The following is a 15,394-nucleotide window of genomic DNA, read 5'->3' as shown; positions in this document are numbered from 1 at the left end:
TCAGCGCCACCGTACGGCGAACGCCCGGCCGGGGTTCTCCGTCAGGACGCGGTCCGTCAACTCCTCGCCCAGCTCCAGCGCCAGCCGGGGCCGGACCCTGCGCAGCAGATACGGCATACCGGGGCCGCCGTCGACCGACCTGGCCCCGGCGACCACGGTGTCCCCGCCGAGCAGCAGCCGATGCCCGAAGCCGGCGTCGGCCAAGGCCCGCACGGCCTGCGGCATTCGCCAGTCGGTGGCGTGGTGGGCCAGGGACGGGCCGTCGAAGGCGAGATAGGCGCCGGCTTCGGCGGCCTGGCGCTGGACGACCGGGTCGGGGGAACGGTTGAGGTGCCCGAGGATCACCCGGTGCGGCTCCACACCGAGCCTGCCGCACAGCAGGTCGAGGACGTCCAGCGCCCCGGTCCCCATCTCCAGGTGCACGGCGATCGCCGCCCCGGTCGCGTGATGGGCCTCGGCCGCCGCGGTCATCGTCCAGCGGGCGTGCGCGTCCAGCGCGTGGAAGCCGCCCGCCACCTTGATCAGCCCGGCCCGCACCCCCGAGGTGCCGATGCCCTGCGTGAGCTCCGCGACGAACACCTCGGCGAGCCCGCCACGCAGCTCCTCCAGCAACTGCGTGCTGTAGTGCGCCGCTTGGTGCAGACCGGTCGCGCACACCACGTGCACCCCCGAGGACCGGGACAGGTCGGGCAGGTCCGCGGCCCGCCGGCCCATGCCGTACGGCGTCCACTGCACCACGGTGCCGCCGCCGGCGGCCCGGAACGCGTTCAGCTCGGCCCGGGCGGCCGCCGCGTCGTTCAGCTCCTGGCCGGGCAACCGGGGACTGCGCAGGAACAGATGGTCGTGCGCGTCGCACACGCCCAGCTCCTCGGGACGTACGTCCCCCAGCACCGTACGGATCGAACTCACCACTGCCGCCCCTCCGACAGGTCATCGCGCCCCGGAGCGGACAGGTGCAGCACCTGGAAGACGTCCCCCTCCGCCTTGGGCGCCCGGTGCTCCCACAGCGAGAAGTGCACCAGCTCCCAGCGGCTGGTGTCCACGGCGGCCGCCGCGAGCACGGCCCCGTCCTCGCCCGCCAGCCGAGCGACCTCGTCCGTCGCCTCCGCCATCACATCGGCCAGTACGACACCGTCCGGCACCCGCCGACGGCGACGCACCGCGATGCGCGCCGCACCCGAGGCGGCCGCCCCCTCCGCGTACGCGAGCCCCGACCACTGGCGCACCGACGGCCGCCCGAAGTCGTCGCTCAGCCCCTGGAAGGCCCCTCCCCACAGGAAGGAGTTCATGCCCTCCATGCTGTTCCACAGGTAGAACGGCGCGTACTGGTTGACCGGTGAGCCGTCCACCCCGCGCTCGCGCAGCAGGTAGGTCTTGAACCCGAGCCCCTCCCAGTCGTCCAGCAGATGCCCGACCCGGGCGACACGGTCGCGGATGACGTTCGTGTCGTAGTCGGCGGGGAGGGTCAGCTCGTACTGCATGGCGTGCATCGGATGCCTCCTCAGGCGGGTCGCGGCGCGAGCAGGGACAGCAGTCCCCGGACGCCGGCGTCGAAGTCGGCGGGGGAGCCGGAGGCGCGGGCGAGCACATAACCGCCCTGGACGGTCGCGAGGACGGCCGAGGCGATCTGCTCGCCGTCCAGCGAGGGCGCGAACTCGCCGAGCTCCTTGCCCTCCTCCACGATCCCCGCGATCAGCTCGCGGATCGCGTCCAGCGTCTCGTCGACCGGAGCGCGCAGCTCGGCACTGGCGACGACGTCCGGGTCCATGGTCAGCCGTCCCACCGGGCAGCCCCGCAACACGTCGCGCTCGCGCAGCAGATACCCCTCGATGCGCTCGTACGGACTCCCCGGCCCGCCCAGGACTCCCTCGGCGGTGGCCCGCAGCTCCGCGGCCGTCCGCCGGATCGCCGCCAGCGCGAGGTCGGGCTTCCCCTTGAAGTGGTGGTACATGCTGCCCTGCCCGGCGCCCGCGCGCTCCAGGATCGCCTTGGGGCTCGTGCCCACGTAACCGCGCTCCCACAGCAGCTCGCGCGTGGACTCCACGAGACGGTCCGAAGTGCTCTCCGAGGTGCTCATGCACGCACTGTACATACTAGTAGTTACAGAAGTCGAGAGCGCGAGGGAGCAGCGCACGAGCCCGCCGGTACTCCCCAGGAGGTATCCGCACTGCCGCTGGGCGTACGACGACCCGGACCCCCTGCCGGCGCCAGTCTCGAGGCATCACCACCGACAACCACTCAGGAGATGAACCGAGATGCAGAGCCTCGCGGACTGGCACGGCGGCCCCGGCCCCTGGATGCTCCTCTTCCCGCTGATCTGGGCGGCCGTCGTGATCGGCGTCGCCACCTTCCTGCGCCGCACCGTCTGGCGCGGCCGCCGGGGCCCCTGGCGCCCGATGGACGACCCACGCCCCTCCGGCGACTCACCCCTCGCGGTGCTCGGCCGCCGCTTCGCCTCGGGCGAGATCGACGAGGACGAGTACTGGCGCCGACTGTCCGTCCTGGACGAGCAGTTCGGCCGCACGAAGGGCGGCGCGGCATGACGACCGCGACCACCGTGCGCGCGGCCGCCCGGGTCGCCGACGCCGTGAAGGTGTACGGCCGTGGCGACACCGCGGTGAGGGCCCTGGACGGGGTGAGCGTCGACTTCCCGGCCGGCCGCTTCACCGCGATCATGGGGCCCTCGGGCTCCGGCAAGTCCACCTTGATGCACTGCGCCGCCGGCCTGGACACCCTCACCTCCGGCACCGCCCACATCGGCGACACCGACCTCGGCACGCTGGACGACCGCCGCCTCACCCTGCTGCGCCGTGACCGCGTCGGCTTCGTCTTCCAGGCCTTCAACCTCGTCCCGACGCTCACGGTGGCCGAGAACATCACGCTTCCCCTCGACCTCGCGGGCGGCAAACGCGACCAGGAGTGGCTCGATGCGCTGATCGACGTCGTCGGCCTGCGCGACCGCCTCCACCACCGTCCCTCCGAACTTTCCGGCGGGCAGCAGCAACGCGTCGCCGTGGCACGGGCGTTCGCCGGACGGCCGCACGTCGTCTTCGCCGACGAACCCACCGGAAACCTCGACTCGCGCGCCGGCGGCGAAGTCCTCGGCCTGCTGGGCCGGGCCGTCCGCCAGACCTCCCGCACCGTCGTCATGGTCACCCACGACCCGGTCGCCGCGGCCCACGCCGACGAGGTCGTCTTCCTGGCCGACGGCCGTCTCGTCGACCGCATGGAAGCCCCGACCGCCGACCGGGTCCTGGACCGCATGAAAGCCTTCGAGGTGCCCGCATGAACGCCGCCGTACGCCTGAGCGCGTCCTCCCTGCGCGCCCACAAACGCCGCTTCGCCGGTACCTTCCTCGCCGTCTTCCTCGGCGTCGCGTTCCTGGCCGGCACCCTCGTCATGGGCGACACCCTGCGCGCCGGCTTCGACACCATGTTCGGCAGGGCCGCCGCCGGCACGGACGCCGTCGTCCGCAGCGCCGACGCCATCACCACCCCCGGCGAGAGCCAGGGCACCCGCCAACCGGTCCCCGCGGCCCTCGCGAACACGATCGAGAGGGTGCCGGGCGTCGCGGCCGCCGAACCCGACATCGAGGGCGCCGGCCAACTCGTCGGCAAGGACGGCAAGGCGATCGGCGGCAAGGGCCCGCCCACCCTCGCCGGCAACTGGATCACCGACCCCGAACTCAACCCCTACCGGCTCGCCGAAGGCCGCGCCCCGCGGGCGACCGGGGAAGTCGTCATCAACCGGGGCGCCGCCGCCAAGGGCCACCTGAGGATCGGCGACACGACCACACTGCGCACCCCCGACCCGGTCCGGGTGACCGTCGTGGGCCTCGCGACCTTCGCGGGCGAGGACGGCATGGCCCAGGTCACCTTCACCGGCATGACCCGCGCCGACGCCGAGAAGTACCTCACCGCCCGCCCCGGCGAGGCGGCGAGCATCAAGGTCCGGGCGGACTCCGGCACCACCCAGCGAGAACTGGTCGCCCGCCTGACTCCCGTACTCCCCAAGGGAGTCGATGCGATCACCGGCCAGGAGTCGGCCCAGGAGAACACGGACATGATCTCCAGCCAGTTCCTGACCCTCTTCACGACCTTCCTGCTCGTCTTCTCCGGCATCGCCCTCCTCGTCGCGACCTTCTCCATCCACAACACCTTCGCGATCGTCGTGGCCCAACGCACCCGGGAGAACGCCCTGTTGCGTGCCCTGGGCGCCTCCCGCCGCCAGATCACCGCCACGACTCTCATCGAGGCCACGGCGGTCGCCGTGACAGCGTCCGCCGCCGGTCTCGCAGGCGGCATCGGCATGGCGGCCGGCCTGCAGGCCCTCTTCCCGGCGATCGGATTCCCCTTCCCCGACGGCGACTTGGTCATCAAGTCCCTCTCCCTGACGATCCCGCTGGCCGTCGGCATCACCGTCTGCCTGGCCTCCGCCCTCCTGCCGGCGCTACGAGCGGGCCGCATCGCCCCGCTGGCAGCCCTGCGCGAGACGGCCGTCGACGCCTCGGCCGCCTCCCGCACCCGGGCCGTCACCGGCACGACGATGGCGGTCCTCGCCGCGGCCGCGACCCTCTACGGCGTCCTGGCCTCACCCTCCCTGCCGCTGGCGGGACTTGGCGCCGTACTCGCCCTGGCCTCCTTCATCGTCCTGGGCCCGGTCGCCGCCACGAAGGTCGTACGGATCCTCGGCGCCCCCCTGGACCGACTGCGCGGCGTCACCGGCTCCCTGGCCCGCCGCAACGCCCTGCGCAGTCCCAAGCGGACGGCGGCCACCGCCGGCGCCCTGATGATCGGGGTGGCGGTCGTCTCCCTGTTCACGGTCTTCGCCGCGTCCCTCAAGGCGACCATGGACCAGACCGTCTCCCGCTCCTTCGCGGGCGACGTGGCGGTCAGCACCCCGTCCTTCGGCGCGGGCGGCAGCGGACTGAGCCCCCGCCTGGCCGGGGCGATCCGTCAACTGCCCCAGGTCGACACGGCGGTGGGCCTCGGCCGAGGAGTGGCCGAGGTCGACGGCAAGGGCCGCGCCCTCACCGTCACCGACCCCGTCGCCCTGAAACGCACCTTCGACCTCGGCAGGATCGACGGTTCCCTCGCCGGCCTGGGCACCGACGGCATCGCGATCACCCGCTCCGAGGCCACCCGCCAACACCTGGCCACCGGCGACAAGGCCCGGCTGGCCTTCACCGACGGCCGGAGGCGGACCTTCACGGTCCGCGCGGTCTACGGCCGCTCCGAACTCGCCGGCGACTACGTCATCACCCGCGCCGCCTGGGCCCCGCACCGCACCCAGGACTCCGACACGCTCGTCGCCGTCACCTTCAAGCCGGGCGTGAGCACGAAGCAGGGCAAGAACGTGGTCGAACAGGTCGCCACCCGTTACGGCGATCCCGCCGTCCAGACCCGCGAGGAGTACGCGCAGTCCTCGGCCGGAGGCATCGACATGATGCTGACCCTGGTCTACGCGCTCCTGGCCCTCGCGGTGCTCATCGCCCTGCTGGGCATCGCCAACACCCTCACCCTGGCGATCCACGAGCGCACCCGCGAACTCGGCCTGCTGCGCGCCGTCGGCCAGACCCGCTCCCAACTGCGGGCCATGGTCCGCTGGGAGTCGGTCCTCGTGGCGGCCTTCGGCACGGCGGGTGGCCTGGGCCTGGGCGCCTTCCTCGGCTGGGTCCTGGTCAAGGCCTCGGACGGGGCGAGCGACAGCAGCTTCGCCTTCGCCCTCCCGCCGACCCGTCTGCTGGTCGTCACCCTCGTGGGCCTGACGGCAGGCGCCCTGGCAGGCCTGCGCCCGGCCCGCAGAGCGGCGCGCCTGGACGTACTACGCGCGATAGCAACGGAGTGAAGAACAACTCCGGGCAAGAGCCCACCCACGCCCCCTGTGCCAACGCGCCGGCCGCGAGGGAGCCGCAGGGGGCGCGTCGGTGTCGAGAGGGCGAACGCGCGGAGGCGGGCAGCACCGAGCACGATCGCCCCCTCGACACCGACACAAAGCGCCCCCGGAGGCGACCGAGCAATCCAAAGGGTGAGGGCACTACAGCCGGTAAACCCAACTACAGCGCCAACTCAGCCCCGATAGCACCCCGGCCCCCCATCACCGCCCGGTCAACCGACAACGGCCGACCGGGCGGGAGCATGCCCGGCCCTGTGCCCCTCCACCGCGTGCTCGGGCTCGACGAAGCGCCGTACGGGTTTCTCGGCCGTACGCCGTGGGCGCCGGCTGGGCGCGGTGACCGTCACGGCGGATGCGGGGAGCGTGAACCACACGACCTTGCCGGACTCGCCCTCGGGCCGTACCCCCCAGCTCTCGCTCACCGCGGCCACCATGGCGAGCCCGCGCCCGCTGGTGGCGCAAGGCTCCACGTCCCGCACTTCGGGCAGGCGCGGGTCGTGGTCGCGCACCGAGACCGTGAGCCTGTCCAGCAGAAGCTCGATCTTGACGGTGCACTGTTTGTCCGGTTGGGCGTGCCGGTGGACGTTGGTCAGCAGCTCGGTCACGGCGAGCGCGGCCCGGTCTATGAGGGGATCGAGATGCCAGTAGCGCAACTGCGCTGAAAGGATTCTGCGGACCTGGCCGATCCGCGACGGCAGGGCTTGGAGCTCCACCGTGCAGTGCCTGCTTGGGTGACTGATCACGGCTGCGACTCCCCGACTTGAGGTCCGGAAGAACACGGAGTTCGGATGCAGCAGCGGCCCGGACGGAGATGGTCGGCTGCTGTCGTGCCCGGCGGGCTGGTTCGCAGCGTTATCGCCGGTAAACCCAGAGTGACGTGAGACCAGCGTGACGCAAGAGGCGCGGGACCGCAACTCGCCGTCACCCCGCGCGGGCTCTGCGTCATCGGACCAGGCCGGGTCAGCCCCCGCGCCCCGCGGCCCTCCGCACGGCTTCGATGAACCGCCGTGCCGCCGGCGGCCCCCCTTCGCCCGGCGCGGGGTCGTGGTCGCCGAGTGTGAGCGTGTAGCGCTTGCCGTTGAGGTCGGCGAGCGCCCGGTCGTCGGCCGCGAACCACGGCTTGGAGGCGCGCACTGTCTGTATCGGCGCGCTGTCGATCTCGCTGCCGTAACTGGTCAGCAGCTGCACTCTGCCGTCCGTGATCCGGACCTGCCCGGCCCGGGTGAGCGAACGCAGCCGCTTCTCGATCCGCACGCCCGTAGCCGTGAACTCCGGCTCCGCCATGCCGTATGCCCCCTCGTACGCGTGGGTGCGCCGGCCCGTGGCTCCTTCGCGGGCTCCGGTCCAGCGCCTTTCGTGATCCAGTGTGCCGCCCCGTTCGGTGCAGTCTGCCCGCACCCGCCGTCGAGCACCAGTGCGCATGGCGCGCTCGCACCGGGCATCCGGAGCACTCGCGCGAATGCGCCCCCACGCCCGCCCGATCGCGCCCCCAGGTGTCCTTTGGGCTGCTCAAAGGGGTGTTTATGCAGGTGAGACGGGTGCGGAAGGTGTCTATGATCGAGGTGTCGGCAGCGCGACACGCCGTCGGCGCGAAGCGTAAGGAGCCCGTGGTGAGCACCACACAGCAAGCCCCGACCGGCGAAACCCTCGACGTCGACCACAGCGACGCCGCCTACCGCCACTGGCTGAAAGAAGCCGTGCGAAAGGTCCAGGCCGACGCCAACCGCTCGGCCGACACCCACCTCCTGCGCTTCCCGCTGCCCGAGAAGTGGGGCATCGACCTGTACCTGAAGGACGAGTCGACCCACCCGACCGGCAGCCTCAAGCACCGCCTCGCCCGCTCGCTCTTCCTCTACGGACTGTGCAACGGCTGGATCCGGCCGGGCCGCCCGGTGATCGAGGCGTCCAGCGGCTCGACGGCCGTGTCGGAGGCGTACTTCGCGAAGCTGATCGGCGTGCCCTTCATCGCCGTCATGCCACGCACGACGAGCGCCGAGAAGTGCCGACTGATCGAGTTCCACGGCGGGCAGTGCCACTTCGTGGACGACTCGCGGAAGATGTACGAGGAGTCGGCCCGCCTGGCTGCGGAGACGGGCGGCCACTACATGGACCAGTTCACCTACGCCGAGCGGGCCACCGACTGGCGAGGCAACAACAACATCGCCGAATCCATCTTCCGTCAGCTTGAGTTGGAGCGGTTCCCGGAGCCCGCGTGGATCGTCGCGACGGCCGGCACCGGCGGCACCTCGGCGACCCTCGCCCGCTACGTGCACTACATGCAGTACGACACTCGTATCTGCGTCGCCGACCCGGAGAACTCCTGCTTCTTCGACGGCTGGACCACCGGCGATCCGGACGTCACCTGCGACTGCGGCTCCCGCATCGAGGGCATCGGCCGACCCCGCATGGAGCCGAGCTTCGTACCCGGCGCGATCGACCGGATGATGAAGGTTCCGGACGCGGCGAGTGTGGCTGCCGTGCGGGCCCTGGAGCGGGCCATCGGCCGCAAGGCGGGGGGTTCGACGGGCACCGGGCTGTGGAGCGCGCTGAAGATCGTCGCGGAGATGGTGGCCGCGGGACGGCAGGGGAGCGTGGTGACCCTGCTGTGCGACCCGGGCGACCGCTATCTCGACAAGTACTACTCGGACGCGTGGCTCATCGAACAGGGCCTGGACATCGCGCCGTACACCACGGCGATCGAGTCACTGCTGGCGACGGGCGTGTGGCGCTGACGGCTGCGCCCGCGCGCCCGGCCGAGATCGAGTCACTGCCGGCGACGGCCACCCGGCGCTCACGTCCGAAGTTGAATGGCTACCGCCAGGACACCGCGGCGCCCTCGGGCCACTGAGGGTGTCAGGCGCCCCGCGCCGCGCGGTTGCCCCCGATCCAGCCCGGTGCCATGCGCCCTGCGCCGTGCGGCACCCGCCGTTCCGCGCGCGGCATCAGACGCCCCGCGCCCAGCGGCGCTACCCCCGTTCCGCAAGCCGTCGGTCCAGTGACGTCACCGCGTCCCGGAAGGCTCGGCCGAGCCCGGCGCGTGCCGCCTTCATCACCCACCGGAAAGGTGCCGTCCCGTCCGCGCCGAAGGTCCACTGCACGCGCGTGCCGGTTCCGGCCGGTATCAGCCGCCACTCCTCGGCGAGTGCACGGGCGCCCGGCGCGTTGGTCACGTCGACCCGGTAGGCGTACAGCTCCGGCTCCTTGGCGGCGATGACCGTCTCCCGGAAGCGTCCGCCGCCCTTGAGCCGGATGTCGCGCCCGGCGCCGTCGTCGATCGACCGGGCGTGCGTCACGGCCGCGAACCACTCCGCCCAGCCCGGCACGTCGTCGTTGAGGGCGTGGAAGACCGTCTCGGGTGCCGCGGAGATCTCCTGTGCGAAGACCAGCCGTACCGGGGCGGTCGCGATGAAGTCGAGCCCGACAGGGCGCAGACGGTTGGCCATGAACGCGAACCCCCTTGCGGGTAAGGGTGGTTGACCTGGGCGACGTCACGATAACTGGCGTCCCGTCAGATGTCAGCACCGCCCCGCCGGGGTCAGTCCTCCGGCTCGCCCGCCACCACCAGCCGCCGCAGGTGATCGGCGATCTCCTCGCGGGCCTCGCCCGCCAGCCCCGCATCCGTCACCAGCGTGTCGACCTGCTCCAGCGCCGCGAACGAACTCAGGCCGACGACACCCCACTTGGTGTGGTCGGCGACCACCACGACCCGCCGCGCGGACTGCACCAGACGGCGGTTGGTCTCGGCCTCCGCGAGGTTCGGCGTCGACAGGCCGGCCTCGACCGATATGCCGTGCACACCGAGGAAGAGCACGTCGAAGTGGAGCGCGGCGATCGCCTGGTCGGCGACCGGCCCCACCAGCGAGTCGGACGGGGTGCGCACCCCGCCGGTCAGGACCACGGTCGCCGCGCCCTGCCGGGGTCCGGAGCTGCGCTGCGCCGCGTGGAAGACGTCGGCGACCCGCACCGAGTTGGTCACCACGGTCAGATCGGGCACGTCGACCAGCTGGTGGGCCAGCGCGTACGTCGTCGTACCGCCCGACAGAGCGATCGCGCTGCCCGGGGCGACCAGCTCGGCCGCCGACCGCGCGATGTCCTCCTTGGCCGTCAGCTCCAGACCCGACTTGGCCTCGAAACCCGGCTCGTGGGTGCTCGCCTCGACCACGGGCACCGCGCCGCCGTGCACCTTCTCCAGCACGCCCTGCCGGGCCAGCGCGTCCAGGTCGCGGCGCACGGTCATGTCCGACACGCCGAGCTTGCGCGTCAGCTCGTTCACACGGACCCCGCCCCGGCGCCGCACCTCGTCCAGGATCAGGGCGCGCCGCTGCTCCGCGAGGAGGTTCTGATTCTCACTCACGTACGCTCCGGTCCTTTCGCCACATGCAGTCCGACACGCCCGGCACACCCTCTCCGACAAGGACATTCTTCCCGGCCCCGGTGCGCGGACGTCCCATCCTCGCACGCCTTGGTCCCGGCGGCGCCACCGACTGTCACGACGCGTGCATGCCGGCCAGGCATCATCCGCCCGCCGCTTGTCACACGTATAGGGGAGATTCGGTGAGAAGAGGTGTAGGGCGCCGCCGCGGCGGAGATCCTTGAGGCCGCACGGGCACAAGCCGACGGCTCGTCATGGGGGAAGTGCGAACAGTGGAACGCGCGCAGGAAGCCGCCTCGACGGAAGGCCCCGGCCGGCCGGCCGGGAAATCCGGAATCGCCCTGGAACTGCTGGTCCACGGGGTGGGCGGCACCACTCCACAGGACATGCTCGGGGATCCGCGCACGGTGCGGGTCACCGGCGACGACACGGCCGCCGTCTTCCGAAGGGCCGAGGACACGGACGCCGAGAGCCGACCCGAGGACTATCGGGGCCGCCCGGTCCCGGAGGCCTACGTCTGGTGCAATCTCACCTCCGGCAACAGCGCGCGTGCCCTGTGGCTCCTGCTGCTGCCGTTCATGGTCGTCAACCTCGCCCACTGGATGCGCCCCACCGCTCGCGGACGCGCCCGCACGGTCCGCTTCTACGGGCTGCTCGTCCGCCTCGCCGGCCTGACCCTGACCGTGCTGCTGGTCGCCGCCGCCTGCGAGGTCGCCCTCGACCTCGCGGCCTGGCAGTGCGCCGGCACCCGCGCGTGCGCGGCGCGCCACTCCTGGCTGGGCTTTCTCTCACCGGAGGCCTCGCACGACGGCTGGTGGAGCCGCCCCGGCCGCCGCCTCGCCCTGGCCGCCCTGGTCCCCACGGCGCTCACCGGCCTGCTGTGGTACCTCTCGCGCCGCACCTGGAGCGCGTACGAATCGGTTCAGCCGGTCTCCCACCCCGACGAATCCGAGGAGGACAGCGTCCGCACCTCCCTGGGCCGCCCCGGCTTCTGGTACGGCCGCCGCCTGGTCGCCCGGCTGCGGGCCGCGCACACGGCGGCCGGTCTGCTGACGGTCGCCGCGGCCCTGGCCTCCTCGGCGGCCCGCTTCGACCGGGAACCGGGTGGCCCCGCCCTCCTCGACACGCTGGGATGGCTCCTGTACGCCGCGCTCGCCGCCAACGCCGTCGTGACGCTGTGGGTGATCTGCCGCCGTGGGCGCACCGAGAACCGTCTGGACCGGCGGCTCGACAGGCATCTCGTACGACGTCTGCCGCTGGCCGCCCTCGCACTGCTGCTGCTCGCCGCGGTGTACGCCGGCTGGGAGCGCCCGGGGTGGGAGTCGGAGGGCCGGCTGCTGGGCGGCGGCACCACGTTCGGCTCCATCGCGCTCGCCCAGGGAGGTCTGGTCATCGCCCTCGGCGTGGTGGCGCGTCTCCTGTACCGCACCCACCCCGATCCCCGGGCGGCGATGCGGGGCCTGGCCGGACCGGCCGTCGCGATGCTGGCCTGCGCCCTCGGCGGGGTGATGTCCGGCGGCGTCTCCCAGCGCCTGTCGGACTGGCTGGACGGCACCAGGGCCTCCATCGACGGGCCGCCCGTCCTGCTGACCTGGCAGTCCTCCGTCATCCCCGTCCTCCTCCTCGTCCTGCTGATGGTGTGCGGCTGGCTGGGACGCGGCACCTGGCGGCTGCGCCGCGGCGAGCTGGAGGAGGTGGAGGCCGAATACCCCGGGAAGCGCCGGGACGCCGCCCGCACCCGCGCCATCGCCACCACGCGCGCGATGGCCACGCTCACCGACCGAGGCCCTCTCATCGCCGCCGTGACCGCCGCCGCCACCCTGGTGCTGGGCGCCGCCGCGTTGGCGGGGGCCGCATTCACCGACGAGGCACCCGCCCCGGCCGCCCGCGACGGTCAGGCCTTCGTGCACGGCACCGCACAGACCGCCCAGGCGCTGGGCTCCTGGCTGATCGGCGTCGGCTTCATCCTCTTCGTCACCTGGGGCCGGCGCGCCTACAAGGACGCCTCCGCCCGCCGCACCATCGGCATCCTGTGGGACGTCGGCACCTTCTGGCCGCGCGCCGCCCACCCCTTCGCCCCGCCCTGCTACGCCGAGCGGGCGGTCCCGGACCTCACCTGGCGCATGGCCACCTGGACCCGCGCCACTGGCGGCCGACTGGTCATCTCCGGCCACTCCCAGGGCAGCGTCCTCGCCGCGGCGGCGGCCTGGCAACTCGAGCCGTCCGACCGCAAGCGGGTCGCGCTGCTGACCTACGGCTCACCCCTGGAGCGCCTCTACGGCCGCTGGTTCCCCGCCCACTTCGGCCCGGCCGCGCTCAGCTCCCTGCACCAGGAGGTCGACTGCTGGCGCAACCTCTACCGGCTGACCGACCCGATCGGCGGTCCCGTACGGCTGCCCGGCGACTGCGGCCCCGAGGTCGACCACACACCGCTGAGGGACCCCCTCGCCTACGGCCGCACCGCCCGCCATCCGCTGCCCGCGCCGATCCTCGGGCACAGCGACTACCAGGCCGACCCCGTCTTCGCCGAGGAACGGGAACGGCTGCTGGCCCGGCTGCGCCCGGAGGTGCCGGCCCCGCGCCCTCAGGGGTAGTCGGGCAGGTCCTCGGCGTAGAGGAGCGTCAGGTCGTCCGTGCTCGGCTCGTCGACCTGGGCGACCCGGCTCGCGTGCCGCTCGACCATCGCCTCGAAGGTCTGCCGCGCGGTGCGGCCGTTGCCGAACGCCGGGCCCTTCGGGATCGCCGTGAAGTACTTCAGCAGCGCCTCCGCGGTGCCCTCCGCCAGCCGGTACTCGTGCTCGTCGGCCTGCTGTCCGACGATCCGCAGCAGCTCCTCGGGGCTGTAGTCGCTGAAGGTGATGGTCCGTGAGAAACGGGACGCCACACCGGGGTTGACCGAAAGGAACCGTTCCATCTCGGCGGTGTAGCCCGCCACGATGACGACCACCGCGTCCCGGTGGTCCTCCATCAGCTTCACCAGGGTGTCGATGGCCTCCTTGCCGAAGTCCCGACCCGAGTCCTCCGGCGAGAGGGCGTAGGCCTCGTCGATGAACAGCACCCCGCCGCGCGCCCTGTCGAACGCCTCCTGGGTGCGGATCGCCGTCGACCCGATGTGCTCGCCGACCAGGTCGACACGGGAGACCTCGACGAGGTGACCCTTCTCCAGCACCCCGAGGGAGGCGAGGATCTCGCCGTAGAGGCGCGCCACGGTGGTCTTGCCGGTGCCGGGGGAGCCGGTGAAGACGAGGTGCCGCTTGACCGAGGCCGCCTTCAGGCCCGCCTGCTGCCGGCGGCGGCCCACCTCGATCATGTCGGTCAGCGCCCGCACCTCGCGCTTGACGCTGTTCAGGCCGACCAGCGCGTCGAGTTCACCGAGCACGGCCTTCGAGGTCCGCGTCGGCTGCTCCGGTTCCGCGGGGACGGCCTGCGGTCCCTGCTCGGTGACGCGCTGCCCCGGAATGGCGCCCAGCAGACCGGGGGACTGGTGCGCCGTCTGCACCGCCGTCTCCCGTGCCGCCGGCGGGCGCACGCCGGAGCCGCTCTCGTCGCTGGTGCAGTCCTCGACGTCGGGGCCCGTGCCGGCGGCGGCGTCCGGGCCGGCGTCGGCGAACTCGTAACCCCCGCGCGCGCACCGCTCCGTACGGCACTTGCGCAGCGTCGTGCGGCAGCCGTCGATCACATGGAAGCCGTAGCCGCCGCTGCCCGTCACCCGGCAGTTCAGGAAGCTGCCTCGGCCGCCGGCCGACACATAGAAGCCGGCCTCGGCGGGGGAGTCGACCGTGCACCGTTCGATGGTCGGATCGGCGCCCTTGGTGACGATCACACCGGTCTGGGTGCCGTCCACGGTGCAGTTGTTGAGGGTGCCGCCGCTGCCGTGGTCGCGGAACCAGGCGCCCGTCGCCGCGTCCCGGATCCGGCAGTCGTCGAGCTGGGCCATCGCTCCGTCACTCACCGAGACGGCCGTGTTGCGCACCTGCGACAGGTCGCTGTCGACGACGTCCGCGCGGGAACCGCGGTCCAGGACGAACAGGGCGTCGGGCACGTCGTGCACCCGGCAGGACTCCAGCACCGCCGTGGCTCCGTCACTGACCCACACCGCCGGGTAGTCGCCGGTGCTGTCGAAGATCTCGCACTGGTTGGCGTCCACCCGCGTGCCCGGGTCCCACACCGACAGGCCGTTGCGCCCGAACTGACGCACCGTCGTGCGCGTCAGCGTCAGCACCGAACGCGACCGCAGGTCGACCGCGTTCTCCGGGATGTCGTGGATACGGCAGTCAGCGAGGGTGAGGACCGCGTCCGTGTCGAGGGTGACCCCGTCCGCCGTGGTGCGGTGCACATCGCAGTCCGTCAGATGGGCGGTGGCCCGGCCGGTGATCTGCACCCCGCTGCCGCGGACCTCGTACACCTCGCAACCGACCGCCTCCAGGGCGGAGTTCTCCCCCGTCGCCGTCAGCCCCGAGCCCGAGGCGTGGTGGACCCGGCAGCGCTCCAGACGCGGGTGCGCGCCGCCGCGGACCGCGACGCCCGCCTGCCCGGCCGCGACCACCTCGCACTCCTCGAACACCCCGCTGCCGCCGTCGAGTACGGCGATGCCGATGCCCGCCGGATTGTCGACCGTGCAGCGTCGTACGGTGGGCCGCGCGCCTCCGCGCACCTCGATCCCGGCCGCCGACCGGGTCACGATCCGCACGTCCAGCAGCTCCGGCGTGCCCTCCTCGACCAGCAGCGCGGGCGCGGCCGCGTCCTGGCCCTCCACGTGCAGGTCCTGGACCACGGCGGAGGATCGCACGGTCAGCGGTACGCCGTCCAGGGGCGCGATCCGCACCGAACCGGGGGAGCCCTCGGGGCCGCGCAGCGTCACCGCCCGCTGCACGACGAGGTTCTCCCGGTAGGTGCCGGGTGCGACGGTGAGGACGTCGCCGTCGGCCGCGGCCTCCAGGGCGGCGGCGAGCGACGCGTACTCACCCGTGCGGCGCCGCCACCGCGATGTTCCGGTGTGCGTCACCTGGACCGTGCCCTGTGCCATGGCGTTGCTGTGCCCCCACCTCGTAGTACGCGGGTTCCTGCTGCCGAACGAGCTCGGCCGGTCCACCGTAGCGTGCGCGCGGGGGGTGGGTTGACCAGAGC

General features: G+C 72.6%; 13 protein-coding genes. 5 read left to right on the top strand and 8 right to left on the bottom strand.

Going from position 1 to position 15,394, the window contains the following annotated elements; all coding sequences use genetic code 11:
• The 3 genes from FBY22_RS24725 to FBY22_RS24715 are packed head-to-tail and all read right to left on the bottom strand — an operon-like array spanning position 1 to position 2,092.
• Positions 1–909 (bottom strand): phosphotriesterase, encoded by a 909-nt coding sequence (locus FBY22_RS24725; protein ID WP_142149439.1) that lies wholly within the window; start codon positions 907–909, stop codon positions 1–3.
• Positions 906–1,490: a DUF4865 family protein gene (locus tag FBY22_RS24720; RefSeq protein ID WP_142149437.1), complete on the bottom strand. Its 585-nt coding sequence runs from the start codon at positions 1,488–1,490 to the stop codon at positions 906–908. The genes FBY22_RS24725 and FBY22_RS24720 overlap by 4 nt, the downstream gene beginning before the upstream one ends.
• Positions 1,491–1,501: 11 nt before the next feature.
• Positions 1,502–2,092, bottom strand: a complete 591-nt coding sequence (locus tag FBY22_RS24715; protein ID WP_142149435.1) for a TetR/AcrR family transcriptional regulator — start codon at positions 2,090–2,092, stop codon at positions 1,502–1,504.
• A 163-nt stretch (positions 2,093–2,255) separates the two neighbouring features.
• On the opposite strand from FBY22_RS24715, the gene FBY22_RS24710 reads away from it, so the two are divergent.
• Genes FBY22_RS24710 through FBY22_RS24700 form a run of 3 tightly spaced genes read left to right on the top strand, consistent with a single transcriptional unit; the run spans position 2,256 to position 5,847 of the window.
• Entirely contained in the window at positions 2,256–2,543 is a 288-nt protein-coding gene (locus tag FBY22_RS24710) for an SHOCT domain-containing protein (protein ID WP_142149433.1), read from the top strand.
• A complete protein-coding gene (locus tag FBY22_RS24705) occupies positions 2,540–3,289 on the top strand; it encodes an ABC transporter ATP-binding protein (RefSeq protein ID WP_142149431.1) in 750 nt (249 codons plus the stop codon). Before FBY22_RS24710 ends, FBY22_RS24705 begins: the two co-directional genes overlap by 4 nt.
• Entirely contained in the window at positions 3,286–5,847 is a 2,562-nt protein-coding gene (locus tag FBY22_RS24700; RefSeq protein WP_142149429.1) for an ABC transporter permease, read from the top strand. Before FBY22_RS24705 ends, FBY22_RS24700 begins: the two co-directional genes overlap by 4 nt.
• A gap of 260 nt (positions 5,848–6,107) precedes the next feature.
• Here FBY22_RS24700 and FBY22_RS24695 read toward each other — a convergent pair whose 3' ends face one another.
• Together FBY22_RS24695 and FBY22_RS24690 are read right to left on the bottom strand one after the other, a co-directional pair.
• Positions 6,108–6,638: an ATP-binding protein gene (locus FBY22_RS24695; RefSeq protein ID WP_142149427.1), complete on the bottom strand. Its 531-nt coding sequence runs from the start codon at positions 6,636–6,638 to the stop codon at positions 6,108–6,110.
• A gap of 217 nt (positions 6,639–6,855) precedes the next feature.
• Positions 6,856–7,179, bottom strand: a complete 324-nt coding sequence (locus FBY22_RS24690) for a hypothetical protein (RefSeq protein ID WP_142149425.1) — start codon at positions 7,177–7,179, stop codon at positions 6,856–6,858.
• A gap of 326 nt (positions 7,180–7,505) precedes the next feature.
• Between FBY22_RS24690 and FBY22_RS24685 the strand changes: the two genes are divergently transcribed.
• Positions 7,506–8,627 (top strand): PLP-dependent cysteine synthase family protein, encoded by a 1,122-nt coding sequence (locus FBY22_RS24685; RefSeq protein ID WP_142149423.1) that lies wholly within the window; start codon positions 7,506–7,508, stop codon positions 8,625–8,627.
• Positions 8,628–8,861: 234 nt separating this feature from the next.
• Here FBY22_RS24685 and FBY22_RS24680 read toward each other — a convergent pair whose 3' ends face one another.
• On the bottom strand, positions 8,862–9,338 hold the full coding sequence (locus tag FBY22_RS24680) for an SRPBCC family protein (protein WP_142149421.1): 477 nt from the start codon (positions 9,336–9,338) through the stop codon (positions 8,862–8,864).
• Between the two features lie 92 nt (positions 9,339–9,430).
• The gene (locus tag FBY22_RS24675; protein WP_142149419.1) at positions 9,431–10,249 is read right to left on the bottom strand and encodes a DeoR/GlpR family DNA-binding transcription regulator; all 819 of its coding nucleotides are present in this window, start codon (positions 10,247–10,249) and stop codon (positions 9,431–9,433) included.
• Between the two features lie 290 nt (positions 10,250–10,539).
• Here FBY22_RS24675 and FBY22_RS24670 point away from each other — a divergent pair, with 290 nt between their 5' ends.
• A complete protein-coding gene (locus tag FBY22_RS24670; protein ID WP_142149417.1) occupies positions 10,540–12,861 on the top strand; it encodes a lipase family protein in 2,322 nt (773 codons plus the stop codon).
• Here FBY22_RS24670 and FBY22_RS24665 read toward each other — a convergent pair.
• On the bottom strand, positions 12,852–15,293 hold the full coding sequence (locus FBY22_RS24665) for a right-handed parallel beta-helix repeat-containing protein (RefSeq protein WP_174267256.1): 2,442 nt from the start codon (positions 15,291–15,293) through the stop codon (positions 12,852–12,854). The genes FBY22_RS24670 and FBY22_RS24665 overlap by 10 nt on opposite strands.
• Positions 15,294–15,394: the final 101 nt, after the last annotated feature.

It is taken from the genome of Streptomyces sp. SLBN-31, assembly GCF_006715395.1.
In the GTDB taxonomy this organism is placed as follows: Bacteria; Actinomycetota; Actinomycetes; order Streptomycetales; family Streptomycetaceae; genus Streptomyces.
This window is presented reverse-complemented; position numbering and strand designations above follow the sequence as displayed.